Annotated in this window: 20 protein-coding genes; 10 read left to right on the top strand and 10 right to left on the bottom strand. The window is 68.3% G+C overall.

All coding sequences use genetic code 11. From position 1 onward, the window contains the following. The 5 genes from AC5P9W_RS17320 to recC all read right to left on the bottom strand — a co-directional run. Positions 1 to 92 (bottom strand): transposase (locus AC5P9W_RS17320; protein WP_288037469.1); only part of this gene is annotated, 92 nt, incomplete at its 3' end. Between the two features lie 218 nt (positions 93 to 310). Beyond that, complete coding sequence (locus tag AC5P9W_RS17325) at positions 311 to 838, bottom strand: hypothetical protein (protein WP_111099174.1); 528 nt, start codon at positions 836 to 838, stop codon at positions 311 to 313. 131 nt (positions 839 to 969) lie between these two features. After that, a complete protein-coding gene (gene recD / locus AC5P9W_RS17330; RefSeq protein WP_206621904.1) occupies positions 970 to 2850 on the bottom strand; it encodes an exodeoxyribonuclease V subunit alpha in 1881 nt (626 codons plus the stop codon). Then, positions 2847 to 6527, bottom strand: coding sequence for an exodeoxyribonuclease V subunit beta (gene recB, locus AC5P9W_RS17335; RefSeq protein WP_495219374.1), 3681 nt, complete (start codon positions 6525 to 6527; stop codon positions 2847 to 2849). The genes recD and recB overlap by 4 nt, the downstream gene beginning before the upstream one ends. Beyond that, entirely contained in the window at positions 6524 to 9871 is a 3348-nt protein-coding gene (gene recC / locus AC5P9W_RS17340; RefSeq protein ID WP_495219375.1) for an exodeoxyribonuclease V subunit gamma, read from the bottom strand. The genes recB and recC overlap by 4 nt, the downstream gene beginning before the upstream one ends. A gap of 189 nt (positions 9872 to 10060) precedes the next feature. Between recC and AC5P9W_RS17345 the strand changes: the two genes are divergently transcribed. Genes AC5P9W_RS17345 through AC5P9W_RS17370 form a run of 6 tightly spaced genes read left to right on the top strand, consistent with a single transcriptional unit; the run spans position 10061 to position 14157 of the window. Next, on the top strand, positions 10061 to 10849 hold the full coding sequence (locus tag AC5P9W_RS17345) for an ABC transporter ATP-binding protein (RefSeq protein ID WP_134735714.1): 789 nt from the start codon (positions 10061 to 10063) through the stop codon (positions 10847 to 10849). Then, the gene (locus AC5P9W_RS17350; protein WP_005414955.1) at positions 10849 to 11598 is read left to right on the top strand and encodes an MlaE family lipid ABC transporter permease subunit; all 750 of its coding nucleotides are present in this window, start codon (positions 10849 to 10851) and stop codon (positions 11596 to 11598) included. The genes AC5P9W_RS17345 and AC5P9W_RS17350 overlap by 1 nt, the downstream gene beginning before the upstream one ends. 59 nt (positions 11599 to 11657) lie before the next feature. Continuing rightward, positions 11658 to 12182 carry an outer membrane lipid asymmetry maintenance protein MlaD gene (mlaD, locus tag AC5P9W_RS17355; RefSeq protein ID WP_021203289.1) on the top strand — a complete coding sequence of 175 codons (525 nt, stop codon included), beginning with the start codon at positions 11658 to 11660 and terminating at the stop codon, positions 12180 to 12182. Next, positions 12179 to 12841, top strand: a complete 663-nt coding sequence (locus AC5P9W_RS17360) for an MlaC/ttg2D family ABC transporter substrate-binding protein (RefSeq protein WP_021203288.1) — start codon at positions 12179 to 12181, stop codon at positions 12839 to 12841. The genes mlaD and AC5P9W_RS17360 overlap by 4 nt, the downstream gene beginning before the upstream one ends. After that, complete coding sequence (locus tag AC5P9W_RS17365; protein WP_021203287.1) at positions 12831 to 13142, top strand: STAS domain-containing protein; 312 nt, start codon at positions 12831 to 12833, stop codon at positions 13140 to 13142. The genes AC5P9W_RS17360 and AC5P9W_RS17365 overlap by 11 nt, the downstream gene beginning before the upstream one ends. 1 nt (position 13143) lies before the next feature. Continuing rightward, on the top strand, positions 13144 to 14157 hold the full coding sequence (locus AC5P9W_RS17370; protein ID WP_111104078.1) for an MlaA family lipoprotein: 1014 nt from the start codon (positions 13144 to 13146) through the stop codon (positions 14155 to 14157). Between the two features lie 83 nt (positions 14158 to 14240). On the opposite strand, the gene AC5P9W_RS17375 is transcribed toward AC5P9W_RS17370, so the two are convergent. The 3 genes from AC5P9W_RS17375 to AC5P9W_RS17385 all read right to left on the bottom strand — a co-directional run bounded on the left by AC5P9W_RS17375 (position 14241) and on the right by AC5P9W_RS17385 (position 16935). Beyond that, positions 14241 to 14786 (bottom strand): glutathione peroxidase, encoded by a 546-nt coding sequence (locus tag AC5P9W_RS17375; RefSeq protein WP_031270126.1) that lies wholly within the window; start codon positions 14784 to 14786, stop codon positions 14241 to 14243. Between the two features lie 125 nt (positions 14787 to 14911). Then, a complete protein-coding gene (locus AC5P9W_RS17380) occupies positions 14912 to 15307 on the bottom strand; it encodes a hypothetical protein (RefSeq protein WP_021203284.1) in 396 nt (131 codons plus the stop codon). Positions 15308 to 15378: 71 nt separating this feature from the next. Continuing rightward, a complete protein-coding gene (locus tag AC5P9W_RS17385) occupies positions 15379 to 16935 on the bottom strand; it encodes a DNA recombination protein RmuC (RefSeq protein ID WP_019658781.1) in 1557 nt (518 codons plus the stop codon). 45 nt (positions 16936 to 16980) lie between these two features. Here AC5P9W_RS17385 and AC5P9W_RS17390 point away from each other — a divergent pair, with 45 nt between their 5' ends. Beyond that, complete coding sequence (locus tag AC5P9W_RS17390) at positions 16981 to 17586, top strand: glutathione S-transferase N-terminal domain-containing protein (RefSeq protein WP_188250466.1); 606 nt, start codon at positions 16981 to 16983, stop codon at positions 17584 to 17586. 153 nt (positions 17587 to 17739) lie between these two features. On the opposite strand, the gene AC5P9W_RS17395 is transcribed toward AC5P9W_RS17390, so the two are convergent. Beyond that, complete coding sequence (locus tag AC5P9W_RS17395) at positions 17740 to 18747, bottom strand: zinc-binding alcohol dehydrogenase family protein (RefSeq protein WP_164145137.1); 1008 nt, start codon at positions 18745 to 18747, stop codon at positions 17740 to 17742. Positions 18748 to 18838: 91 nt separating this feature from the next. Here AC5P9W_RS17395 and AC5P9W_RS17400 point away from each other — a divergent pair, with 91 nt between their 5' ends. The 3 genes from AC5P9W_RS17400 (at position 18839) to AC5P9W_RS17410 (ending at position 22086) form a co-directional block, all read left to right on the top strand. After that, a complete protein-coding gene (locus AC5P9W_RS17400) occupies positions 18839 to 19810 on the top strand; it encodes a LysR family transcriptional regulator (RefSeq protein ID WP_019658784.1) in 972 nt (323 codons plus the stop codon). Between the two features lie 14 nt (positions 19811 to 19824). Then, positions 19825 to 20454 carry a leucine efflux protein LeuE gene (leuE, locus tag AC5P9W_RS17405; RefSeq protein ID WP_005411716.1) on the top strand — a complete coding sequence of 210 codons (630 nt, stop codon included), beginning with the start codon at positions 19825 to 19827 and terminating at the stop codon, positions 20452 to 20454. A 204-nt stretch (positions 20455 to 20658) separates the two neighbouring features. Further along, on the top strand, positions 20659 to 22086 hold the full coding sequence (locus AC5P9W_RS17410; protein ID WP_019658787.1) for an amino acid permease: 1428 nt from the start codon (positions 20659 to 20661) through the stop codon (positions 22084 to 22086). 49 nt (positions 22087 to 22135) lie between these two features. Here the strand turns inward: AC5P9W_RS17410 and AC5P9W_RS17415 are convergent, their stop codons facing one another. Further along, positions 22136 to 23377: a dipeptidase gene (locus tag AC5P9W_RS17415; protein WP_019658788.1), complete on the bottom strand. Its 1242-nt coding sequence runs from the start codon at positions 23375 to 23377 to the stop codon at positions 22136 to 22138. Positions 23378 to 23466: the final 89 nt, after the last annotated feature.

Below are 23466 nucleotides of genomic sequence, written 5' to 3' on the forward strand. Positions count from 1 at the left end.
CTGTGGCGACGAGCAACGGCTTTGACTGATGTGGAGGTCTTGCAGGCCTCTTTGGCGACCTGCAGTTTGAAACGAGCGTCGTATCTGTGCATGTATTCCTCGGGGTTGGATCTGGCGTCCAACTCCCGGGGGTCACTTCATCCATGGGGGCTTGGTCGCGGCATCCATGCCGCTCACACCCCCTCAACCGGACCCACCCCGCCTTCGACAGTTTCCTGCGGTCTGCAGTAGATCCACGCCATGCGTGGATGAGCGTGGAAATGATCGAAGTACGCTTTTGTAGAGTCGAGCCATGCTCGACTGCTTCTGGCTAGCGATTCAGGAACAGATCGACCGCTTCATCAGCCTCGTAGGCGGTTATCTGCCCAAGCATCCGCGCGACACCCGTGTTCTCATGGGCCAGGGCAAGCGCTGTCAGCAACGCTGAACTCATACTCTTGTCATGTTTATCGAGGATTACGCTTGCGGCGAAGCATGCAAGGTTCTGGAGCGCTTCTGAGTACTGAGGCTCCACGGATTCAGGAATTGAGATTCCAGCCTCCCTCCGCTCGACTTCGATCTTGACCGGCAGCCCAACAAAGTCAAACATCAAGAGCTCTGGCTGCTGCAGAAGCACGTCAACAATATGCGGCACCGCTGCAAACGAAGCGCTGTAGACATCCCCTTGATGGCACAAGCTACTCCACAATTCCTCCCAGGTGTCTTCAATCGAATCGTCTTCCGATCTCTCCCCCTTTGGAATACTCAGATTGGCCAACAGCTCCGGAATGTCATCCGCAGCCCCATAGGCATGCTGTAGTTCGGCCCAGCGTGGGTCATCCAGGGCGATAAGCGCCATGTGCCGGTTCCTGTGTCGTGGAGTAGCAACGCAGGATAGGTAGCGCCGACAGCGTCATCAAAGGGCAAATGCGACATCGGGGCGACCGGGGTCAGAGCCCGTTCCCGGTGGGAACGGGATCCGACCCCCGTTCAGAACAACTGGCCCTGCACCGTGGGTTGCTCGATGGGTGCCGGTGCTTCGGCCGCCTCTTCTGCACCCAGCCGCCAGGCCAGACCACCGAGGCGGCTGGCATGCCGCTTCAATGCGGCCTGCAGCACCTCTGCGCTGCCCGCCACATGCAGCACCTGGCGGGCACGGGTCAGGCCGGTGTAGACCAGCTCGCGCGACAGCACGCGGCTGTCCTGGCGTGGCAGCTGCAACCACACTTCATCGAACTCCGAGCCCTGTGCCTTGTGCACGGTCATCGCAAAGGCGCTTTCGTGCGCGGGCAGTGCTGCGGGGTGGAAGGCGCGTGGTTGGTCGACGGTATCGCCGGGGAACCAGGCCACCATCGCGCCGCTGCCATCGCGCAGGCAGATGCCGATATCGCCGTTGAACAGGCGGTGCCGGTAGCTGTTCTCGGTGACCAGCAGCAGGCGGCCCTGGAAGTAGCCAGGGGTGTTGCCTGCCAGCAGCTGTTCGATACGGCTGTTGAGCCCGCGCGCGCCCTGCGGGCCTTCGCGCAATGCGGTCAGCACGCGCAGGCGCCCGGCCTGCTGCAGGGCACTTACCGGATCAGCGGCCTCGGCCAGCGCGCGCCAGTGGCCGAGCAGATGCTCGCGTTGGCCACGCAATGGATCGGCTTCGCCTTCGTGGAAATGCACGCCCGCCAGAGACCCGCCGCGCAGCAGCTGCAATGCGGTGCTGCTGTCGCCTTCGCGCACGGCATGCGCCAGCGGCGCCAGGTCCAGCGCATCACTCTGACGGTAACCGCGCTGCAGCTGCACGCGGCGGCCAGCAAAGGCGCGTGGTGCCGCCTGCGGCTGCAAGGTGGCCGGCGCCAGCAGACCATGCAGTGCCTGCGCGTCGTCGGCGCGGGTGCCGATGCCATCGCCGCTGGCGCGCAGGATCGCGCTGAGTACGTCGCCGGCTTCCACCGACGGCAGCTGGTCCGGGTCGCCGAGCAGGATCAGCCGGGTGCCACTGGCGATCGCATCGACCAGCTTGGCCATCATCGGCAGATCGATCATCGACGCTTCGTCGACCACCACCACATCCACCGGCAGTGGATTATCAGCGTGGTGGCGGAAGCGCGGTGAATCGGGAATCACGCCGAGCAGGCGATGCAGGGTGGTGCCGGTACTGGGCAATGCCGCGCACAACGTCGCATCCACTCCTTGTTCCTGCAGCCGTTGCACGGCTACGCGGAGGCTCTCGGCCATGCGCTCGGCAGCGCGACCGGTCGGCGCGGCCAACGCCACCTCGGGCAGCGGCTGGCCGGCATGCCGGGCCTGCGCCGCCAGCAGCAGCAACAGGCGCGCGATGGTGGTGGTCTTGCCGGTGCCGGGGCCGCCGGTGACCAGTGCCAGCGGATGGCGCAGGGTCACGCCGGCTGCGCGTGCCTGGTGATCTTCACTGTCCAATGCCTGCGGGAACAGCTGCGCGAACAGCGGTACCAGCGCCGCCATGTCCGGCGCCGGCAGCGGATGCCGACCGATGCGCTGCAGACCGGCCGCCAGCTGGCGCTCGTACTCGCGGTAGCGGCGCAGGTAGAGCAGGCCGTTTTCCAGCACCAGCGGCGCATCCTCGGCGATGGCGTCAGCCTGCTCCGGTGTGGCCACCCATGGCGATGCGCGCAGCTGCGCCAGCCAGGCCTGCGCGGCAGGCCACTCGGGCACGCCTTCCAGCAACCGCTGCGGTTGCGCGGGGTCGAATGCGGCGTGGCCCAGCGACACCGCCAGCGAAGCCAGCGCGGCAGCCAGCGCCACGCTCTCGGGCGTGTCGTCGCGCAGCCGCTGCAGGCTGGTCGCCAATGCATGATCGAGAGTGCGCAGCTGGCCCTTCTGGTGCAGTTCCTTCAGCAGGCTCATGCGCTGGCTCCGCGGGCACGTGCGGCCAGTTCGGCCTGGGCCTGCTCGCCACCGGCAAACAACGCATCCAGTGCATCCACCAACGCCAGCGGGAAACGGTCCACATGCACGCCATTGCCGGTGCCATCCAGGCCGCGGCAGAACAGGTAGCGGATGCCGCCCATGTCGCGCTCGTAGTCGTAGGCCGCGCCCAGGCGGAAGCGCAGCCAGCGATGCAGGGCCACGGTGTAGATCAGCGCCTGCAGGTCGTATTCGCTGTGGCGCATGGCAATGGCCAGCAGGTCCGGGCTGTAGCCGGGCAGGCGGTTGGATTTGTAGTCGAGCACGTACCAGCGCCCGTCGCGCACGTAGGTCAGGTCGATCATGCCGGTCATCAGCCCTTCCAGGCGGCGGCGCTGGCCGAAGCCGCGCCGGCCACTGGAAATGCCGTGCGCATGCAGCACCTGCAGCAGGGCCGGCACCGTGGTTGGTTCGATGGCGAAATGGAAGTCGATTTCGGCGCGGCGCTCGCCTTCTCCCAGGCTGTGCAGCGCGCCGCCTTCGGGCAGCGGCACGGTCAGGGTGTGGCCAACCAGCGGCACCAGCACCGCCACGCCGTCGTCCAGGTCGACGTCGGCATAGCCTTCGTCGTGCAGCGCCTTGCGCAGTACCTCGGCCTGCCCCTCGGGCGCTTCCAGGCCCGGCTGCCAGTCAGCCCATGCAGCAAAGTCGACGTTCTCCATTGCCTCATGCAGCACGTTGCCGAAGCGACTGCCCATGAAGCGCGGATCGAGCGGGGCGTTGTCCTCGGCGGACGCGGTGGGTTCAGGCAGCGCCGGTTCCAATGGCAGTTCCGGGCCGGCCGGTTCGTCGGCGGCCGGTGCCGGCAGCTCGGTGGCGGCCGCTTCGATATCGCTGCCAACGCCTGCATCTGCGTGGGCCAGCTGGGTAAAGCTGTACACCCACCAGTCGTGCGGCACGCGCCGGGTCAGTGCACGCACGGCTGGAAGCTCACCTTCCACTTCGGCCGCCAGCTGCGGCAGCGTGGCCGGCGCCTCGCTGTCATCGATGTGCACATCGGCGAGCGCGCGCAGCGCCTGCAGGTCACCCAGCAGCGGCGCCAGCCGCGTCTTGCCCAGCCCGGCCAGATCACCCACGGCGATCCACAGCGCATGCTCGGCGCGGGTCAGTCCCACATACAGCAGGCGCGCATCCTCGGCGCGCTGCTCGCGTTCGCGCTGCGCGGTGGCCGCTTCCCAGGCCTCGTCCTTGTCCAGCTTCCAGTGCAGCTGGCGCTGGCCGCCCACATGCACCGTGCAGTGCGAGGCCGTGTTCGGTGCGCCGCCGTCGATGCCGACGAAGGGCAGGAACACCAGCGGATACTCCAGGCCCTTGCTCTTGTGCAGGGTGATGATCTGCACGCGGCGCGCATCCGATTCCAGGCGCAGCAGCTGCTGCTCGTCATCCTGGTCGGCGCTGGCCATCTGCCCCTGCAGCCAGTCCAGCAGGCCATGCATGCCCAGCGCCTGCGCCGAGGCCTCCTGCAGCAGTTCACCCAGCTGCAGGTAATTGGTCAGGCGGCGCTCGCCATCGATCAGCGCCAGCAGACGCTCGCCCTGCGCGGCACAGACATCGGCGATCACCGCGAACGGCCCGCCGCGCTGCCAGCGCTCTCGCCAGTGCAGCAGCTGCGCCTGGAACCCGCGTTGCAGGTCGCCGTCGCGTTCCATCGCCGCAATCGCACTTGCGCGCTGGCCGAGCAGTACCGTGGCCAGCGCTGCGCGCAGGCGGCCCTCGTCGGCCGGTTGCAGCAGTGCCAGCAGCAGCGCACGCAGATCACGCGCTTCAGGCGTGGAAAACAGGCTCTGTTTGCCGGCTGCCACTGCCGGAATGCCGACCGCGGCCAGTGCGCGCTGCACCAGGGTGGCCTCGCGATGCGAGCGCACCAGCACCGCGATGTCACCAGGCTGCACCGGGCGCCCACGCAACACGGCATTGCCCGCACGCGCCTCGACCAGGATCTGGTGAATCGCGGCCACGCAGGCCTGGGTCGCCGCATCGCGCGAGGCATCGGCGCTCATCGCCTTGTCACCGCCACTGCGCAGCACGCGCAGGGTGAGCGCCGCAGCGGCATGGCCGTCGCGCTGGTAGTCCGCATCGCTGCGCACGCCACCGGGCCGCACCGGCTCGAACTGGATGTCGCGTTCGAGGAAGGCGTCTTCGCCAGCGTTGTCGTACAGCGCCTGCAGCGCGCGCAGCACAGCGGGTCGCGAGCGGAAGTTCTGGTCCAGTACCGGCGCCTGCTGCGCCACCTGCTTGGCCTTCAGGTAAGTGTGGATATCACCGCCGCGGAAGCCGTAGATCGCCTGCTTGGGGTCGCCGATCAGGAACAACGCCGGTGCCAGGCCCAGCTCGCGCACCTCCGGCGAATCACCGAACACGGTGTGGAAGATGCCCCACTGGCGATCGTCGGTATCCTGGAACTCATCAACCAGCGCGATGCGGTACTGCGCGCGCAACTGCCTGACCAGCGTCAGTCGCTGCGGGCCTTCCAGGGCGAGCGCTACGCCATCGATCAGATCGTCGTAGGTCTGCACCCGGCGGACGCGCTTCAGTGCCTGCAGCCGCTGCGTGGCGTCGGCGCGAAGCGCGTGCAGGAAATTCAATGCGGTGGCACGCAACCAGGCATCGCGTTCGGCCAGCAGCACGACATAGCGCGCCAACGGTGCCTGCAATGGCGACGACGGCGTGCGCTCGGCGAATTTCTTGTTGGTCTTGGCGGCCAACGCCTCCGGCAGCAGCGCCGGCAGGCGTTCGCTGATCAGAAGCTCGCGCGGGTCGGCGCGCTCGGCCCAGGCCAGCAGCTGCCGGCCCAGCGGATGCAGCCAGCCCAGCTTGTAGGACACGCCGTTGAGCCACTTGTTGTCGACCGCATCGCAGAGGTCGATGAAGAACTGCTCGCCATGCTCGCGCAGCGCCTGCTGCAGTTCGGCGGCGGTGGCCTGCAATGCTGGGTGTGGATCGGCCAGCGCCACCGGCCGTGGCAACGGGTGCAGAGGCGGCGTAGCCAGCAACGCGCGCAGATCGGCCGCCAGCGCATCCGGGTTGGACCACAGCCAGGTCAGCGGCTCCAGCGTGGCCGGGTCGTTGGCATGCACGCGCCACAGATCGGCCGCGAGCTCCTCCAGCAGCTCACGGTCGCTGGCCAGCAGTTCCGGCGGATCAAAGGTGTGGCCGCTTTCCAGCGCATGCTCGCGCAGCACGCGGGTGCAGAAGCCGTGGATGGTGAAGATGGACGCCAGGTCGATCTCGTCTGCGGCCACCTGCAGGCGGCGTTTCAGTGCGGCGGCGCTCTCGGTGCCGCCCTGCAGATGGCGCTGCAGCACGTCGCGGGTCAATCGCACCTCCGGTGCTTCACCGTCGGCCGCTTCCAGGTCGACCAGGCGCGCGGCCAGCGCCAGGCGCTCACGGATGCGCTTGCGCAGTTCCTGGGTGGCGGCATCGGTGAAGGTCACCGCCAGGATCTGGCCGATGCGCAGGCCCTGCTCCACCACCAGGCGGGTGAACAACGTGGCCAGGGTGAAGGTCTTGCCGGTGCCGGCGCTGGCTTCGATCAGCCGGATGCCCTCCAGCGGCAGCGCCAGATAGGGATCGCGGCTGAGGGATTCGATGCCGTCTTCGGCGATGGCGGTGTTCATGCGTTGCCCTCCTGGCGTGCTTCGGCGCCGAGAGCGCGGCCTTCGCGCACCGCGCTGAAGACCAGCTGGCTGTTGCGCAGCAGGTCGGCGTAGCCGGCATCGGTGGCGAACGGGTCGGCACCGCGCAGCAGCAGCTGCCAGGCGTCGCTGCTGGATTCACCCCAGCTGCGGTCGCTGCCGTGCCACTGCTTCCAGCCTTCGCTGCGCTGCTTTTCTGCCGGCGCGTTGTACAGCACCCAGCCGGTGTACGGGGCAAAGCGCAGCGGCTCGCGCAGGCCACGCTGGCGCAGCTGCAGCAGCGCACGCAGCGCCGCACGTGCAGCGGGAACGCTCAGTGCCGGCAGTACATGCGGGCCGGGACCGGCGTCGCCACCATCATGGAACTGCACAAGCGGCAGCGCATCGCCCGCCGCGTTCGCCAGCAGCCAGTCCAGGCCGTGGCGGATCACTGCATTGCCATTGAGTGTGCCGGCACGCAGGCGCACCAGCCCTTCGGGATGCCGATCGGCCACGCGGCCATGCAGGCGCACGCCATCGATGTCCACTTCGTAGCGACGGCTTTCCAGTGGTTCGCCCTGCATCCAGCCCAGCAGCGCACTGGCATACGGGCGTGTCTTCAACTGCTCCACCTCGAACTGGCGCTCGCCCAATGGACCCGACGGCAGCAAGCCGCGCGCGCGCAACCGCGGGTACAACGGCTCGGCATCGCCGCTGAGCGTGGCGCGTACCACCGCCGCCTGCACACTGCGCTTTTCCGGTCCGCGCGCGGACAGCACCAGCGGTTCCAGGTCATCCACCTCCTCCACCTCGTCGGCCAGGCGCAGGCCCAGCGACTGAGCGAGGAACTGCCCGGCCGGGTCGCACAGGAAACGACGCAGGGTATCGAGTGCGACCTCGTCTTCCACCGCATCGTCGAGCGGCGGCGGCAACGGTGCATCGAACCACGGCTGCAGGTCGCCCCGCTGGCCGCTGAGGCGCCCGGCAGCCGGATGCCACTGGCGGCGATAGCTGAAGCGACGTGGATCGCCATCGCCGAAGGCAGCCGGTGAGAACGGCTGCAGTGCGTGGCGCACGGTGAAATCGCGGACCGCCGCCGGCGGATCGAGGTGATACCCGGCGGCGGCATCGATCAGTTCACTGACCAGCACCGACGGCTCACGCACGCTGCCATCGCGCGGATCGGCGCCGAGATAGCTGAGATAGAACACCTCCTGCGCGGCCGCGAACAGCTGCAGGAACAGGAAGCGGTCATCCTCGCGGGTGGAGCGGTCGCCCGGACGGCGGCGCGGCGTATCCTGCTCGGCGGTGAGCTGGTTGAGGCCCGCGGCCGGGTCCCGGCGCGGGAAATCGCCATCGTTGAGGCCGAGCACGCAGATCACCCGGAACGGCAGCAGCCGCATCGGCACCATGCGGCCGAAACTGATGCCACCGGTCAGCAGCGGTGCGCGCGTATCGGCCTCCCCCAGTACGCCGGCGAAGTGCGAACGCACCACCTCCGGCGGCACGCCGTCTTCGAAACCGGCCTTGGCGGCATCGTCGGCGAACTGGTTGAGCAGCTTGCGCAGGCGCTCCAGCGCGCGCTGGCTGTTGGGCGAGCTGGGCGCGGTGGGCAGCAGTGCATCCAGCAGCGACAGCAGGCGTTGCCGCCACTGCGCCGGTGTCAGCAGCTCGCCGAGGCGTCGCTGGTAGACCGCCAGCACGCGCAGCAGGCGCAGCAACCGGTCCAGCGCGTCCAGCGCGCCGCCTTCCAGTTCGATCCACGGCGCCACGCCGGCCACGTCGGCCTCGCTGCCGGTGGCATGGCCGAGTACCAGGCGATCCAGCGCGAACTGCCAGGTGTAGGCGTCGTCGGCCGGTGCCTGGTGCTGGTTGCGGTGTCTTGCGTCCAGGCCCCAGCGTGCGCCGGCCTGCTGCAGCCAGCCATGCAGGCGGTCGAAGTCCACCGCTTCCAGCCCGGCCGCTTCGGCCAGCGGCGCGCTGGCCAGCAGGTCCAGCACTTCGTTCAGGCCAAAGCGCGAGACCGGCAGGCCCAGCAGATGCACGAACACATCGGCCAGCGGCTCGCCCGCCAGCGGACTGCTGTCGGCCAGGGCATACGGAATGTGTTCCTCCTCGCCGCCGCGACCGCCGAACACCGCTTCCAGGTACGGCACATAGGGATCGATGTCCGGCGCCAGCACCGCGATCTCGCGCGCCTGCAGCGGCGGGTCGAAGCGCGGGTCCTGCAGCAGGCTGCGCAGCTGGTCGTGCAGTACCTGCAACTCACGCAGGCGGGTGTGGCAGGCGTGTACCTGCAGGCTGGGGTCGTCGCTGCGCAGGCCGTCGCGCAGTTCACCCGAGGGCAGCGCGCGACGGTGGAACAGGTCACGCTGCAGGCGATGCAGCAGGCTGTCGGACAGGCCACCTTCGTCCAGGCTTGGCCCGGTGTCCTCCTCCGGATCGGAATAGGCGGCGATTTCGCCGGCCGGATGCACCACCTCGTAACTGCCCAGCACCGCCATGAAGTCGCGCCCGGCCGCACCCCACGCTTCCAGCAGCCGGTTCTCGCCGGCCGCTTCACCGAAGGGATCCGGTGCGCCACTGCGCAGGCGCTCGGCCAGCGTCTGCAGATCTCCCCAGTACGACTGCACCGGGGTGGGCATGTAGAAGTGCAGCTCGCCTACCCGGGCCTGGGTGGCCATCACCCGCAGCACGTCGGGCGAGATGTTGAGCGTCGCGAACGCGGACATGCGCGGCGGCAGGCCTTGCGGCAGCGGCTGGCCGGCGCCTTCGAAGCGGTCCAGGTACTCCTGGATGCGGCGGGCGCGGTAGTCGTGGCCCCGGGTGATGGTGCGCCACAGGATTGCCTGCGGATCGGCCGGATCGGCCCCCGCCGCCCAGCGCAGCAGCCAGTCACGCCGCCAGGCCTGGTACTTCTCGAACACCGAGGCCAGCTCGCCGGCCAGCGCCCACGGCTTCAGAGCATCATCGCCGGCAAGATACGACTGCAGCGCGCGCATCGGTGGCTGCGCCAGCAGCGACGGATCGCGCAGCGCCTGGTACAGCTTCCAGTGCAGGCCGGCGGCGTCCAGATCGTCCTGCTCACCGCTGACGTTGGCCTTCAGCGCGCGCGCCACGAACTCGCCGGGGGTCAGGAACTGGAGGTTGGCGGCGACGCCGAATTCCGCGGCCAGTGTCGCCTGCAGCCAGCGCCGCATCGCCACCTGCGGGATCAGCACCACTTCCGGCGCCAGCAGCGGCTGGCCCTGCACCGGCACACGCACGTTGCGCGCCAGCAGCGCGGCCAGCACGTCCAGGGAATTGGAATGGTAGAGGCGGAAATCGCTGCCCGGGTCACTCATCATGCACAGTGTGCAGCACGGCAGGCAGTATTCAATGGTTGGCACGCCAGCGGTACGGATTGTTCCGGCCCGCCGGCCGATTGTCCCGGCCTACGCGAGGCCTTGCCGTGCAACAATACTGGACCGTCCAGTCTGCTTATGTTCAGCCGACGGGCCCGATCCTTCGATGTCTAAAAAACGTTAATGGTGCCCATGTCGGCTTCCACCTCCAGTCTGGTGCAGTTATCCAATGTCCGCATCGACCGGAGCGGGCGCACGATCCTGCGCGACGTGTCGCTGCAGGTGCCCAAGGGCAGCATCACTGCCGTGCTCGGTCCGTCCGGCAGCGGCAAGTCGACCCTGCTGGCGGCGCTGACCGGCGAACTGCGCCCGGTCGCCGGCGAGGTCACCCTGTTCGGCAAGCCGATCCCGCATGACAGCGGCGCACTGCTGGAAATGCGCAAGAGCGTGGGCGTGCTGCTGCAGGGCAATGGCCTGCTGACCGACCTCACTGTGGCCGAAAACGTCGCCCTGCCGCTGCGCACGCACACCCGCCTGCCGACCGCCGTGCTGCGCCGCCTGGTGGAAATGAAGCTGCATGCGGTGGGCCTGCTGGCCGCCACCGATGCCTGGCCGCGCGAGCTGTCCGGCGGCATGGCGCGCCGTGTGGCGCTGGCCCGTGCGCTGGCGCTGGACCCGCCGCTGATGATCTACGACGAGCCGCTGACCGGGCTGGATCCGATCGCCTCCGGGGTGATCATGAGCCTGATCCAGCGCCTCAACCACAGCCTGGGCCTGACCAGCATCATCGTCAGCCACCACGTGCACGAGACCCTGCCGATCTGCGACCAGGTGATCGCGATTGCCAATGGCGGCATCGTGTTCCAGGGCACGCCCGAGGCGCTGCAGTCCAGCCAGGACCCGCTGCTGCGGCAGTTCCTGCATGGCCAGCCCGATGGCCCCATCCCGTTCGATGCCGCGCCGCGCGCGAGGGTCGCCTGATGCCGTTCGTCCAAGCCACCCGTTCGCTTGGCCGCGCCGGCCTGTTCTCGCTGACCGTTTTGCGCGGTTCGCTGCCCACGCGTGATTTCCTTGCCGAGCTGACCCGCGAGATCTACAAGATCGGCGCGCGCTCGCTGCCCATCATCGCCGTCGGCGGTGCCTTTGTCGGCCTGGTGCTGACGCTGCAGGGCTACCGCACGCTGACCACCTTCGGTGCGGCCGACGCGCTGTCGACCCTGCTCGGCCTGTCGCTGTATCGCGAGCTGGCACCGGTGCTGACCGCGCTGCTGTTCATCGGCCGCGCCGGCAGCTCGATCGCGGCCGAACTGGGCCTGATGCGTGCCACCGACCAGATCAAGGCGCTGGAGCTGATGGCGATCGACCCAGTGGCCAAGGCGGTAGCGCCGCGCTTCTGGGCGGCGGTGCTGACCGTGCCGTTGCTGACCGGCATCTTCTGTTCGCTGGCGATCAGCGCCAGCTACTTCGAAGCCGTGCACGTGCTGGGCCTGGACAACGGCGTGTTCTGGTCGGCGCTGCGCAACAGCGTGGATTTCTGGGACGACTTCGGCGTGGCGATGCTGAAGTCGGCGATCTTCGGCGGCACTGCCGCGCTGGTGGCCGCCTATGTTGGTTTCCACGCCGAGCCGACCATTGAAGGCACTTCAGTGGCGACCACCCGTGCGGTGGTCAACGCCTCGCTGCTGGTGCTGATGTTCAACTTCGTGCTGTCGGCAATGTTGTTCACCTAACCCCTCCACCGGCGGTGCGCAGGCGCGCGCGGCCACCACGACTCGATCAGGTAATCCACATGGCCATCCGCGGTCCCAGACTTGAATTCTCTGTCGGCGCCTTCCTGCTGCTGGCTCTGGCCTCGTTGCTGGTGCTGGCCGTGGCCTCGACCAACCAGCGCTGGAGCTGGGGCAGTGAGGGCTATGACCTGAAGGCGCGCTTCTCCCAGGTCGGCCAGCTGCGCAAGCAGGCGCCGGTGAAGATCGGCGGCGTGACCGTCGGCCAGGTCGCTTCGATCGACCTGGACCCGGTGAAGTTCGAATCCATCGTGACGCTGCGCATGGACAGCAAGGTCAAGGACCTGCCGGCGGACACCTCGGCCGGCATCTTCACCAGTGGTTTGCTCGGCGAGAGCTATATCGGTCTGCAGCCGGGCGGTGACCCGGACGTGCTGAAGGCCGGCGACGAGATCGTCTTCACCCAGCCGGCCGTGGACCTGATCCAGCTGGTCGGCAAGTACATGTTCAGTGGCGGCGCCGGTGGCGGCACTGCTCAGAAGCCCAACGATGGCGCGCAGGCGCCTGCAACGGAACCGCAACCATGAAAATGAAACTGATCCCGGCCCTGCTCGCCTCGGCGCTGCTGGCGGCCACCCCGTTCCTGGCCCAGGCCCAGGCCGCCGCACCTGCCGCTGCCGCAACGCAGAGCCAGGCCGGCAAGGTGGTGATCGATGCCAGCAGCCGCATCCTGTCCACGCTGCAGCAGCGCAAGAGCGAGTTCACCAGCAACCCGGCCAGCCTGCGCAGCTACATCGACAGCGAACTGACCCGCACCTTCGACCGCGACTACGCCGCGCGTCTGGTGCTGGGCCCGCACGCCCGCGGCGCTTCCGACGCCGACATCAAGCTGTTCGCCGATGCGATGGCCGACAGCCTGATGCAGCGCTACGGCTCGACCCTGCTCAACATCCAGGGCAAGCCAAGCTTCCGCCTGAAGGGTGAAAGCCCGCTGCCGGGCAATCGTGGCGTGCGTGTCAGCACCGAACTGGTGCGCGCCGGCAACGAGCCGACTCCGGTCGAGTACTGGATGCGCAACGTGAACGGCCAGTGGAAGATCTTCGACGTCAACATTGAAGGCATTTCCTACGTGCAGACCTTCCGCAACCAGTTCGATACCCCGCTGCGCCAGAAGGGCATCAAGCAGGTGGCCAGCGAACTGCACAGCGGCAGCATGCAGGCCGGGCCCGCGGGCAATGGCAAGTAACGCACTGGCACTGCTGGAAGGCGACACCCTGCGCCTGCGCGGGGTGCTCGACCGTGCCGCGGTGATCTCGCTGTGGCCGCAGCTGCAGGCCCTGCCGGCAAAGCTGTCACGGCTGGAGCTGGGCGAGGTGGACCGCGTGGACAGCGCCGGCCTGGCGCTGCTGGCCGAGCTGGCGGCACGCGCGCGCAGGAGCGGTCACCCACTGGTCGTCTCCGGCGCGCCGGCCGGCTACAACGAGCTGAGCGCAGCCTACCGGCTGTCGCCCGATCTGGATTTCAACGCTACTTCTGCTGCGAGCTGACATGAACGTCGTACGCACTCTCCCCTTGATCGTCCTGGCCGCCGCGCTGACCGCCTGCGCCGGCAAGCCCGCACGCAGCGATGCACCGGCAGCCAGTACCGTGGTCCCGGCCAGCACCGTCGCCGAGGCCTCCGCCCCCACCGCCGATACCGCTACGATTGATGCCGCGCCGGCCGCAGCCGTGGTTGCCGCCCCTGCACCGGCCACGCCACCCTCCGTACCGGCCCGCGGCGCCGACACCGATGCGGCCAGGGCCGCAGCGGCGACCGCCCCCGGTGGTGATGACGACTTCGATGCCCTCTATGGCGGCAGCGGCAACACCGGCAGTGCGGCAGCCTACGACCCATGGGAACCGTTCAACCGCAAGGTGCACAAGTTCAACAACGCGGTCGACCGCGGCATTGCCCGTCCGCTGGCCACGGCCTACACCCACGTAGTGCCGCGCTTCGCCCGCACCGGCGTCAGCAACTTCTTCAGCAACCTGCGGGCACCGGTGACCATCACCAACCAGCTGCTGCAGGGCCGCGGTGCCGATGCCTGGGACAGCCTCGGCCGCTTTCTGATGAACAGCACGCTGGGCATCGGTGGCCTGTTCGATCCGGCCAGCAAGGCGATGGTGCCGCGCCGCAATGAAGACTTCGGCCAGACCCTGGGTGCGTGGGGCTGGCGGCGTTCGCGCTACGTGGAACTGCCGTTCTTCGGCCCGCGCACCGTACGCGATGTATTCGGCCTGGCCGGTGACATTCCGCTGTCGCCGATCCGCCGCATCGAGGAGGACAAGGTCCGCATCGGCCTGCAGGGCCTGCAGCTGGTGGATACCCGCGCGCAGCTGCTGGCGGTCGACGACCTGCGTGACACCGCCGTGGACGAGTACTCGCTGGTCCGCGATGCGTGGATGCAGCGCCGCAACTACCAGATCGAGAACGATCTGCGCAGCAAGCGCGACCGTGGCCACGACGATGCCAATTCGCCGATCCCGGTCGATGCGATGCCGATGCCGCAGTGGACGCACTGAGTCCAGCCTGCAGCGCATGAAAAACCCCGCTTCGGCGGGGTTTTTCTTTCCGGCAGATGCCAACCTCGGTTGGCACGCTTTCCTCAAGCCGCCAGCGCGGCCTCGATAGCGTCGCGCAGGCGCGCGTCATCGGCAGCCACGTCCGGGGCGAAGCGGGCGATGACCTCGCCGTCGCGGCCAACCAGGAACTTCTCGAAGTTCCACAGCACTGCCGGCGCTGCGTGGATCGGAATCTCCTTGCTCGCCAGGCGCTCACGCAGCGGACCCTCGCCGATCGACTGCGGCTGGGCGGCGGTCAGCTGCTGATACAGAGGGTGGGTGTCGTCACCGGCCACGCTGATCTTGGAGAACATCGGGAAGCTGACGTCGTAGGTAAGCTGGCAGAACTGCTGGATTTCCGCCTCGCTGCCCGGCTCCTGGCCGAGGAAGTTGTTGGCGGGGAAGCCCAGCACTTCCAGGCCCTGCGCGTGCTTTTCCGAATACAGCGCCTGCAGGCCTTCGTACTGCGGGGTCAGGCCGCACTTGGAGGCGACGTTGACCAGCAGCAGCACCTTGCCCTGGTAGTCGGCAAGCGAGGACGGCTGGCCGTCGATGGTGGTGAGGGAAATGTCCTGGATCGGGGTGCTCACGTGGGGCTCCGGCAACAGCGGGAAATGGCCCACCAGCATAGCGCTGTGCGCGCGGTTGTAGAGCCGAGCCTACGCTCGGCTGCTGTGGCATCAGCCGAGCGTGGGCCCGGCTCTACAGGCAGGATTCAATCCACGCAGATCGTGCCCTGCGCCTTGCCGTCATCAATGCGCTGGCGGCAACCGAAGTTCTGGCGCACGTCGCGCTGGCAGGTACCGGTGACGGCACTGCCGGCGGCCACGTCGCCCGTGGCCAGGCACTGGCCGCTGCAGTCGCTCTTGCGGCTGCAGGCCTTGCCGGCGTCGGCATAGGGAATCACGCACTGCTCGCGCTGCAGCCGGCCGAGCCGCTGCAGGGTGCCACCGGCGGCCTGGCAGTCCACGTCGCGCGCTTCGCGGTACGCCTCGTCCGCTTCGGGGGTGCTGGAGGCGGCCTGCGTGGTCGTGTCCACGGTCGTTGGCGTGCTGCTGCAGGCGGCGAGCAGCGCGGTCAGGACAAGGCTGGTGAAGCGGGACAGGCGCATGGCGGTACCTGGTCGAAGCGGACAGGCCGCCAGCATACCCATCGGCGATGCAGGCGGCGTGTCAGTGTGGCTCAGGCTTCGTCGCCCTCGCCGTCACTGCCTTCCTCCTCGGCCACCGCATCACCCTCGGCCAGGTCGCCGAGCAGCGACTGCGCCTGTTCGGACGCCAGCGACTCCACGCCACGCAGGCGGCGTTCGATGGTACGGGTCTTGCGGCTGGCCTCCCCGATGCTGCGGCCAACGGTAGTGATCTGCTTCTCGGCCTTTTCCAGGATGCCGGCGAACTTCCCGAACTCGCTCTTGACCGCACCCAGCAGGCCCCACACTTCGCTGGATCGCTTTTCAATGGCCAGGGTGCGGAAGCCCATCTGCAGGCTGTTGAGCAACGCGGTGACCGTGGTCGGTCCGGCCACCACCACACGGTGCTCGCGCTGCAGCAGGTCGACCAGGCCCGGGCGCCGGATCACCTCGGCATACAGGCCTTCGGTGGGCAGGAACATCACCGCGAAGTCCGTGGTGTGCGGTGGCACGATGTACTTGTCGCAGATCGACTTGGCCTGCACGCGCACCGCGCGCTCCAGCTGGATGCCCTGCAGGCGCACGCCCTCGGCATCGCCCTGTTCCTGTGCGTCCAGCAGGCGCTCGTAATCCTCGCGCGGGAACTTGGAGTCGATCGGCAGCCACACCGGCGTGTCGTCGCTGCTGCGGCCCGGCAGGCGCACGGCGATATCGACCATCTCGCCACTATCCGGGCGCACCCTCACCGCACGCGCGTACTGCTCCTGGGTGAGTGTCTGCTCGAGGATGTTCTCCAGCTGCACTTCGCCCCAGCTGCCGCGGTTCTTGACGTTGGTCAGCACGCGCTTGAGGTCGCCCACGCCGGTGGCCAGCTGCTGCATCTCGCCGAGGCCACGCTGCACCTGTTCCAGGCGCTCGGAGACCAGCTTGAAGGAGTTGCCCAGCCGCGTTTCCAGCGTCGACTGCAGCTTCTCGTCCACGGTGTGGCGCATCTGCTCCAGCTTCTGGGCGTTGTCGTTCTGCAGCGCGCGCAGCTGTTCCTCCAGCGTGGCACGCATCTCGGCGATGCGCTGCTCGTTGCGCTGGGTCAGTTCCTGCAGGCGCAGGCCCAGACTGTCGGTCAGGCGCTGCTGCGACTGCGCGCCCTCCTCGCGGCCCTTGCGTGCATCGTCCACCAGGGTCTGGCGCAGCGCCCCGAGCTGGGTATCGGTACGCGCAGTGAGCTCCTGCAGCTGCTGGCCAAACGCATGGATGCGTGCCTCCTGCTGCTGGCCGAAGGTCTCCAGCTGGCCGCGCAGTTCCTGCAGCCGCTGCCCCATCAACGCTGCGCCGCGCTGCTGGCTGTCGGCCACTTCAGCGCGGGCTTTGCGGGCATCTTCGCCCAGCGCTTCGCGCAGCAGGTCCAGGCGCTGGTCGGTGCGGGTGGACAGATCGGTCAGCGCGCGGGCGAAGCCATCGAGCTGTTCGCGCAGTTCGCTGCGCCCGGCGCGGGCCTCCTCGCGCACGGCCTGTTCCAGGCGGTCATGCGGCGGACGGCGCAGCAGGGCGACCAGTTGCAGGATGAGCACGGCCAATAGAAGGCCGGCAATGAGCAGGTATTCGGTTTGCATGGGGCAAGTGTAGGCTGGCCGAGTCTCAGCTGCTGCGTCAGGACCATGCCCGCTCTATACGGAAAGCCCACTTCCATCAACGTGCGCAAGGTACTGTGGCTGTGCGCGGGGCTGGATCTGCCCCTGCATCACGAGCCGGCCCCCCCGCCGGACCTGCTGGCCACGCTGAACCCCAACCGGCAGGTGCCGGTGCTGCGCGATGGCGACTTCGTACTGTGGGAATCCAACAGCATCTGCCGCTACCTTGCCGCGCGCGCCGGACGCGAGGATCTGCTGCCACGTGCGGCGCAGGCCCGTGCGCGGGTGGAGCAGTGGATGGACTGGCAGGCCAGCGATCTCAACAGTGCCTGGCGCCACGTGTTCATGGCGCGCGTGCGCCAGCATCCGGACTATCCGGACGATGCCCGCGCCGAGGCCAGCCTGGCGCAGTGGAACCGGCTGATGGGTGTGCTTGAAGCCCAGCTGGCCGCCACCGATGCCTATGTGGCGGGCAGCACCTTCACCCTTGCAGATATCGTGCTGGGGCTGTCGACCCAACGCTGGCGCAGCACGCCGGGCAGCAAGCCCGCGCTGCCCCACCTCGTCGCATGGTTCGAGCGCCTGCGAGAGCAGCCCGGTTTCGCCGAACACGTCGACAACGGCGTGGCGTGAGCGGTGGTTTCCGCAGCTGTTGGTAGGTGTCGACCCTGGTCGACACGGCTGATCCACGCCATGTGTGGATGAAGCTCCGTAGAGCCGAGCCTATGCTCGGCTGACGCCCACGCGCGAACGGCAGCCGAGCGTGGGCTCGGCTCTACAGGAGCCTTACCAGCCTTCCAGCACGATCTTGCCCTTGGCGCGATGGCTCTCCAGCAGCGCATGGGCACGGCGCAGGTTGGCCGCGTCGATGCGCCCGAAGTGCTCGCCCAGCGTGGTCTGCAGCACGCCGGCATCGATCAGCTCGGCCACCCGGTTCAACAGGTCGTGCTGGCGCTGCATGTCCGCCGTCCGGTACAGCGGGCGGGTGAACATCGATTCCCAGTGCAGTGACAACGCCTTGCGCTTGAGCGCCATCACATCCACCTGGCCCGGGTCATCGATCAGGCCGAACTGCCCTTGCGGCGCCAGCAGCTCCACGATCTGCGCGTAGTGCTGGTCGGAATGGGTCAGGCTGGCCACGTGCTGCACCTCGCTGATGCCCAGCCGCGCCAGGCCCTCGGCCAGTGGCAGGCGGTGGTCGATCACATGGTGGGCGCCCATCGCATACACCCAGTCCTGGGTCTCCGGGCGCGAGGCGGTGCCGATCACGGTCAGCCTGGTGAGCTTCCGCGCCAACTGCACCAGGATCGAGCCGACACCACCGGCAGCGCCGATCACCAGCAGGGTCTGGCCTTCGCCCCCGTCCTCGGGAATGCGCAGGCGGTCGAACAGCAGCTCCCAGGCGGTGATCGCGGTCAGCGGCAGTGCGGCGGCAGCGGCGTCATCGAGGCTGGCCGGCTTGCGGCCGACGCTGCGTTCGTCCACCAACTGGTACTGGGCATTGCTGCCCGGGCGATCGATGACGCCAGCGTAGTAGACCGCATCGCCGGGCTGGAACAGGGTCACCTCGCTGCCCACCGCATCGACGATGCCGACCGCATCCCAGCCCAGCACGCGCGGGCCGTCGGTGGCCACGCCTCGGCGGACCTTGGTGTCGACGGGGTTCACCGCCACTGCGCGCACCGCCACGCGCAGGTCGCGCGGGCCGGGCTGCGGCAACTCCAGTTCGAGGTCGATCAGGGCCTGGGGATCATCGATCGGCAGGCCGGCTTGGGTGTAGGCAATGGCGCGCATGGCAGCGGTCCAGTGGGGGAGGAGGCGACAGGTTGCGCCGCACGCGGTCTCGCAGAAAGGCGCAGAATCGGGCAGCACTTTCACTCTGGCGATGAAGATGATCCGCTTCGACGATCTGCAGCTGTTCGTCCGCACTGCTGCGCTGGGCAGCTTTTCGCAAGCGGCCCGCGAGGCCGACCTGCTGCCGGGGCAGGTCGCCGCGGCAGTGGCGCGGCTGGAACGCGAGCTGGACCTGCGCCTGTTCGTGCGCACCACCCGCAGCCTGCGCCTGACCGGCGAGGGCGCGCTGTACCTGCCCTACGCACAGGACGTGCTGGCCACCCTGCGCGAGGGCCAGGCGCGCGTGCAGGCCGAGGACGCCGAACTGCACGGCACCCTGCAGCTGTCGGCGCCGTCGGACCTGGGCCGCAACCTGCTGCTGCCCTGGCTGAGCGCGTTCCGCGCGGCCCATCCCCGGCTGCGCCTGCACCTGCGCCTGTCCGATGAAGTGGCCGATGTGTTCCGCGACCCGGTCGACGTGGCCATCCGCATCGGCCACTTCGACGACGCCAACTACGTCGCCCTGCCCCTGCTGGAAGGCAATCGCCGCGTACTGGCGGCCTCGCCCGATTACCTGCAGCGGCGTGGCACGCCCACGCGCCTGGAAGATCTGCGTGAGCACGATTGCCTGGTCTACCAGCTCAGCGGTCGTGCCTACGATCGCTGGTCTTTCGACGTCGATGGGCGTCGTACCGTGGTTGCCGTGCGCGGCCCCCTGGTCTGCGACGACGCCGATGTTGTAAGGCGCTGGGCCGTGGCCGGCGAAGGCATCACCTACAAGTCCTGGCTGGACCTGCGCGAGGACGTGCTGGCCGGGCGCCTGCAGCTGCTGCTGGGCGGTGTCGGCAGCGACATCCCGTTGCAGCTGGTGTGCCCGCACCGCAAGCAGTTCTCACCCGCGGTGCGGCAGCTGCACGCGCAGCTGCGCCAGCACCTGCAACCGCTGCTGTCTGGCATGCCGGTTGGCCCCACCGGCCCCCTGTCCTCCGCCGTGGTGCTGGCCGACAATGGCGGCCCCGCGTAAGAGAGAACACCGCCATGCCGTGGATGGGCATCCAGGACCTGTGGACGTTTCTGGTCGCCGTGCTGGTGTTTCTCGCCCTGCCCGGCCCCGGCACCTTCACCCTGCTGACCGCCACCGGCCGTGGCGGCGTGCGTGGCGGCTACACCGCATTGGCCGGCCTGCTGGTCGGCGACCAGATCCTGATGTGGCTGGCGCTGGCCGGCGTGGCCGCACTGCTCAAGGCCAACCCGCTGGTGTTCCACGCCGTGCAGTACCTGGGTGCGGCCTACCTGGTGTGGGTGGGCATCAGCCTGCTGCGCACGCCCAAGCACGAGGGTGGCGACGCTGGCCCGATCCGCATGCAGCCCGGCCGCTATTTCCAGCAGGCGATCCTGGTCAGCCTGCTCAATCCGAAGGCGATCCTGTTCTACATGGCCTTCCTGCCGCTGTTCATCGATCCGAAGGCGCACCAGGGCATCGCGACCTTCGCGGCCTTGGCCGGCATCATCCTGGTGGTCAGCATCGCCTACTGCTCGATGCTGATCGGCGTGGGCAACCTGGCCCGCCGCCGGTTGATCCAGCACCCGCGGATCAGCGATGCGCTGCGCCGCGTGGCCGGCCTGTTCCTGGTGGGGTTCGGCATCCGGCTGGGGTTGAATGGATGAACGGGCGGCTGCCGCTGCTCGGCCTGGCCCTGCTGTTCGCCGGCACCGCCTCTGGCGCCCCGGCCTGCTTTATGCCGATTCCGGCAGTCTGGTCGCGGTGCAGCGCGCGCGCCGGCAATCATGACCCCCGTCAGTGGTAATGCTGCGCTGCGTTCGGTCACACTCGGGAACTTGTCGTTCTAAGTCACCCCTTCCGAGGCCTGCATGTCCCTGTTCCGGCGCAAGTCCCTAGATTCCGTCACCGTCCACGAAGCCGGCAGGCGCCTGATCCCGACGCTCAGCTGGCCGCACCTGATCGCGCTGGGCATCGGCGCCATCGTCGGTACCGGCATCTACACGCTGATCGGCGTCGGTGCCAACCTGGCTGGCCCGGCCGTGCTGATCTCCTTCGCCATCGCCGGTGCGGTCTGTGCCTGCGCGGCGCTGTCCTACGCCGAGCTGTCGACGATGATGCCCGCCGCCGGCAGTGCCTACACCTACAGCTACAGTGCGCTGGGCGAGGTGTTCGCCTGGGTGGTGGGCTGGAGCCTGATCCTGGAGTACTCGCTGGTGGTGAGTACGGTGGCGGTGGGCTGGTCCGGCTACTTCGTCGGCTTCCTCGAATGGGTCCACACCCAGTTCGGCTGGAACGTGCACCTGCCGGCCTGGCTGGCGGCCGGCCCGCACGTGGAAGGCGGCATGATCAACCTGCCGGCGATCATCATCACCTGGCTGGTGGCCGGCATGCTGATGGCCGGCACCAAGGAAAGCGCCACGCTCAACGCCATCCTGGTGGTGTTCAAGCTGATCGCGCTGGCCATCTTCGTGGCCGTGGCCCTGCCCGCGTTCGACAGCGCCAACCTGCAGCCGTTCATGCCGTACGGCTTCGCCAAGTCGATGGGCCCCGACGGCGTCGAGCACGGCGTGATGGCGGCAGCGGCGATCATCTTCTTCGCCTTCTACGGCTTCGATGCGATCTCCACCGCCGCCGAGGAAACCAAGAACCCGGGCCGCGACCTGTCGATCGGCATCATCGGTTCGATGATCGGCTGCACCATCGTCTACGTGCTGGTGGCGCTGGCCGCCGTGGGTGCGATGAGCTACGCGGTGTTCGGCCACAGCGCCGAGCCGCTGGCGCTGATCATGCGCCAGCTGGGCCATCCGACCGCGGCGATGGTGATCGGCGTGATCGCGATCATCGCCCTGCCGACCGTGCTGTTGGCCTTCCTGTACGGCCAGAGCCGCATCTTCTTCGTGATGAGCCGCGACGGCCTGCTGCCGCGTCGCCTGTCCAAGGTGAACGCACGTACCGGCACGCCGGTGGCAACCACGCTGTTCACTGCGGTCGTGGTTTCCGCGCTGGCCGGCGTGGCGCGCCTGGACGAGATTGCCGCACTGGCCAACGCCGGTACCCTGGCCGCGTTCACTGCGGTAGGCATCTGCCTGGTGGTGCTGCGGCTGCGCGAGCCGGACCGCGCGCGCACGTTCCGCACGCCGCTGGCCTTCGTGGTTGGCCCGCTGGCCGCGCTGGGTTGCATCTACCTGTTCATCAGCCTGCCGCACACCACCCAGCTGTACTTCCTGTTGTGGAACGTGGCCGGCCTGGTGCTGTACCTGCTGTACAGCCGACGCCATGCGCTGATCGCGAAATAGACCGATCACCGGTAGTGCCGGCCGCTGGCCGGCACCACCGCAGGGCGTTTCAACCGCCCTGCTTTGCGGCGTAGTCCTGCGCCTGGCGCATCACCCGCAGCAGGTTGCCGCCCCAGATGCCGGCGATCTGCTTCTCGGTATAGCCCTTGCGCAGCAGCCACGCGGTGATCTTCGGCAGCTGGCTGACATCGGGCAGGTCACTCAGTCCGCCACCACCATCCCAGTCCAGGCCGATGCCCGCGTGCTCAGGGCCGACCACCGTGAGGATGTGGTCGAAGTGGGCGAAGAAGTCGTCCAGGCTGGCGTGCCGCACCGGGTGCTCGTGGTCCAGTGCCTGTTCGGCCTTCAGCAGGGCAACGCCTTGTTCGATGCCCATGCCTTCCCAGCCGCCCAGCTGCTTGCTCAGCGCTTCCTCGGCCTGTTTGCGCTCGGGCGTCTTCGCGGTGTCGATCAGGTAGCCGCCATAGGCGTTCACCTGGATCACGCCGCCGGCTTTGGCCAGCTTGCGCAGGCGCGCGTCGTCGAGGTTGCGCGGGTGGTCGTAGACCGCCTTGGCCGAGCTGTGCGACAGCACGAATGGTACCGGCATCATTGCCAGCAGATCGTCGAACACCGCATCCGATGCATGTGACTGGTCGATCACGATGCCCAGCTTCACCGCCTGCCGCACCAGCTCCTTGCCGGCCGGGCTAAGTCCTTTCCATTCCGCACCCTTGGGATCGGTGGCCGAATCGGCGAACTCGTTGTTGGCAAAGTGCACGGTGCTGAGCAGGCGCAGGCCGGCGCGGTGGTAGAACGAGAGCAGGCTGGGATCGGCCACCAGCGGGCTGGCGTTTTCCATGCTGATGTAGACCACACGCTTGCCGGCCGCCTTGATCCGCGCCGCGTCATCGGCGGTCAGTGCCAGCGCGAACCGCTCGGGGTTGGCGGCCAGCATCTCGCGTATTTCCAGCAACCGCTGCAACCCGTGGTCACGTTCGGCCAGGTGAGCGGCGGGGCTGCGGTCGCCCTGGTCGGTGTAGATCGCCCAGAACCCGCCGTCCAGCGCGCCTTCGACCATGCGCGGGTAGTCCACCTGCGAGAGTGCGTTGCGGTCGTGGCGCTGTTCGATGTCGAAGCCGGTGCGGCCGAAATTGGCCGGCGTATCCAGATGGCTGTCGAGGGTGACCAGGCGCTGCTGCAGGGCCTTGGCGCGGGCCAGCTCCTGCGTGCTGAACTCGATGGCGTGGGCGGACAGTGGCGCGCACAGCGCCACGGCAAGCACGAAGGACAGGTGGCGCAACGATGGCATGGGCTCTCACCGGTGTTGGGAAGAGCCCGACCATAGCGCTGCGGCCCGCCGTTTTGTAGCGCCGGGCATGGGCTCGGCTGCCAGACAGA

The sequence above is a fragment of the Stenotrophomonas sp. YJH_SMC_33 genome, from assembly GCF_059372295.1.

Excerpts from the sequence above, each read along its gene's own strand:
- AC5P9W_RS17325 (WP_111099174.1), bottom strand. The coding sequence starts at position 838 with ATGGCGCTTATCGCCCTGGATGACCCACGCTGGGCCGAACTACAGCAT.
- recD (WP_206621904.1), bottom strand. The coding sequence starts at position 2,850 with ATGAGCCTGCTGAAGGAACTGCACCAGAAGGGCCAGCTGCGCACTCTC.
- recB (WP_495219374.1), bottom strand. The coding sequence starts at position 6,527 with ATGAACACCGCCATCGCCGAAGACGGCATCGAATCCCTCAGCCGCGAT.
- recC (WP_495219375.1), bottom strand. The coding sequence starts at position 9,871 with ATGATGAGTGACCCGGGCAGCGATTTCCGCCTCTACCATTCCAATTCC.
- AC5P9W_RS17345 (WP_134735714.1), top strand. The coding sequence starts at position 10,061 with ATGTCGGCTTCCACCTCCAGTCTGGTGCAGTTATCCAATGTCCGCATC.
- AC5P9W_RS17350 (WP_005414955.1), top strand. The coding sequence starts at position 10,849 with ATGCCGTTCGTCCAAGCCACCCGTTCGCTTGGCCGCGCCGGCCTGTTC.
- mlaD (WP_021203289.1), top strand. The coding sequence starts at position 11,658 with ATGGCCATCCGCGGTCCCAGACTTGAATTCTCTGTCGGCGCCTTCCTG.
- AC5P9W_RS17360 (WP_021203288.1), top strand. The coding sequence starts at position 12,179 with ATGAAAATGAAACTGATCCCGGCCCTGCTCGCCTCGGCGCTGCTGGCG.
- AC5P9W_RS17365 (WP_021203287.1), top strand. The coding sequence starts at position 12,831 with ATGGCAAGTAACGCACTGGCACTGCTGGAAGGCGACACCCTGCGCCTG.
- AC5P9W_RS17370 (WP_111104078.1), top strand. The coding sequence starts at position 13,144 with ATGAACGTCGTACGCACTCTCCCCTTGATCGTCCTGGCCGCCGCGCTG.
- AC5P9W_RS17380 (WP_021203284.1), bottom strand. The coding sequence starts at position 15,307 with ATGCGCCTGTCCCGCTTCACCAGCCTTGTCCTGACCGCGCTGCTCGCC.
- AC5P9W_RS17385 (WP_019658781.1), bottom strand. The coding sequence starts at position 16,935 with ATGCAAACCGAATACCTGCTCATTGCCGGCCTTCTATTGGCCGTGCTC.
- AC5P9W_RS17390 (WP_188250466.1), top strand. The coding sequence starts at position 16,981 with ATGCCCGCTCTATACGGAAAGCCCACTTCCATCAACGTGCGCAAGGTA.
- AC5P9W_RS17395 (WP_164145137.1), bottom strand. The coding sequence starts at position 18,747 with ATGCGCGCCATTGCCTACACCCAAGCCGGCCTGCCGATCGATGATCCC.
- AC5P9W_RS17400 (WP_019658784.1), top strand. The coding sequence starts at position 18,839 with ATGAAGATGATCCGCTTCGACGATCTGCAGCTGTTCGTCCGCACTGCT.
- leuE (WP_005411716.1), top strand. The coding sequence starts at position 19,825 with ATGCCGTGGATGGGCATCCAGGACCTGTGGACGTTTCTGGTCGCCGTG.
- AC5P9W_RS17410 (WP_019658787.1), top strand. The coding sequence starts at position 20,659 with ATGTCCCTGTTCCGGCGCAAGTCCCTAGATTCCGTCACCGTCCACGAA.
- AC5P9W_RS17415 (WP_019658788.1), bottom strand. The coding sequence starts at position 23,377 with ATGCCATCGTTGCGCCACCTGTCCTTCGTGCTTGCCGTGGCGCTGTGC.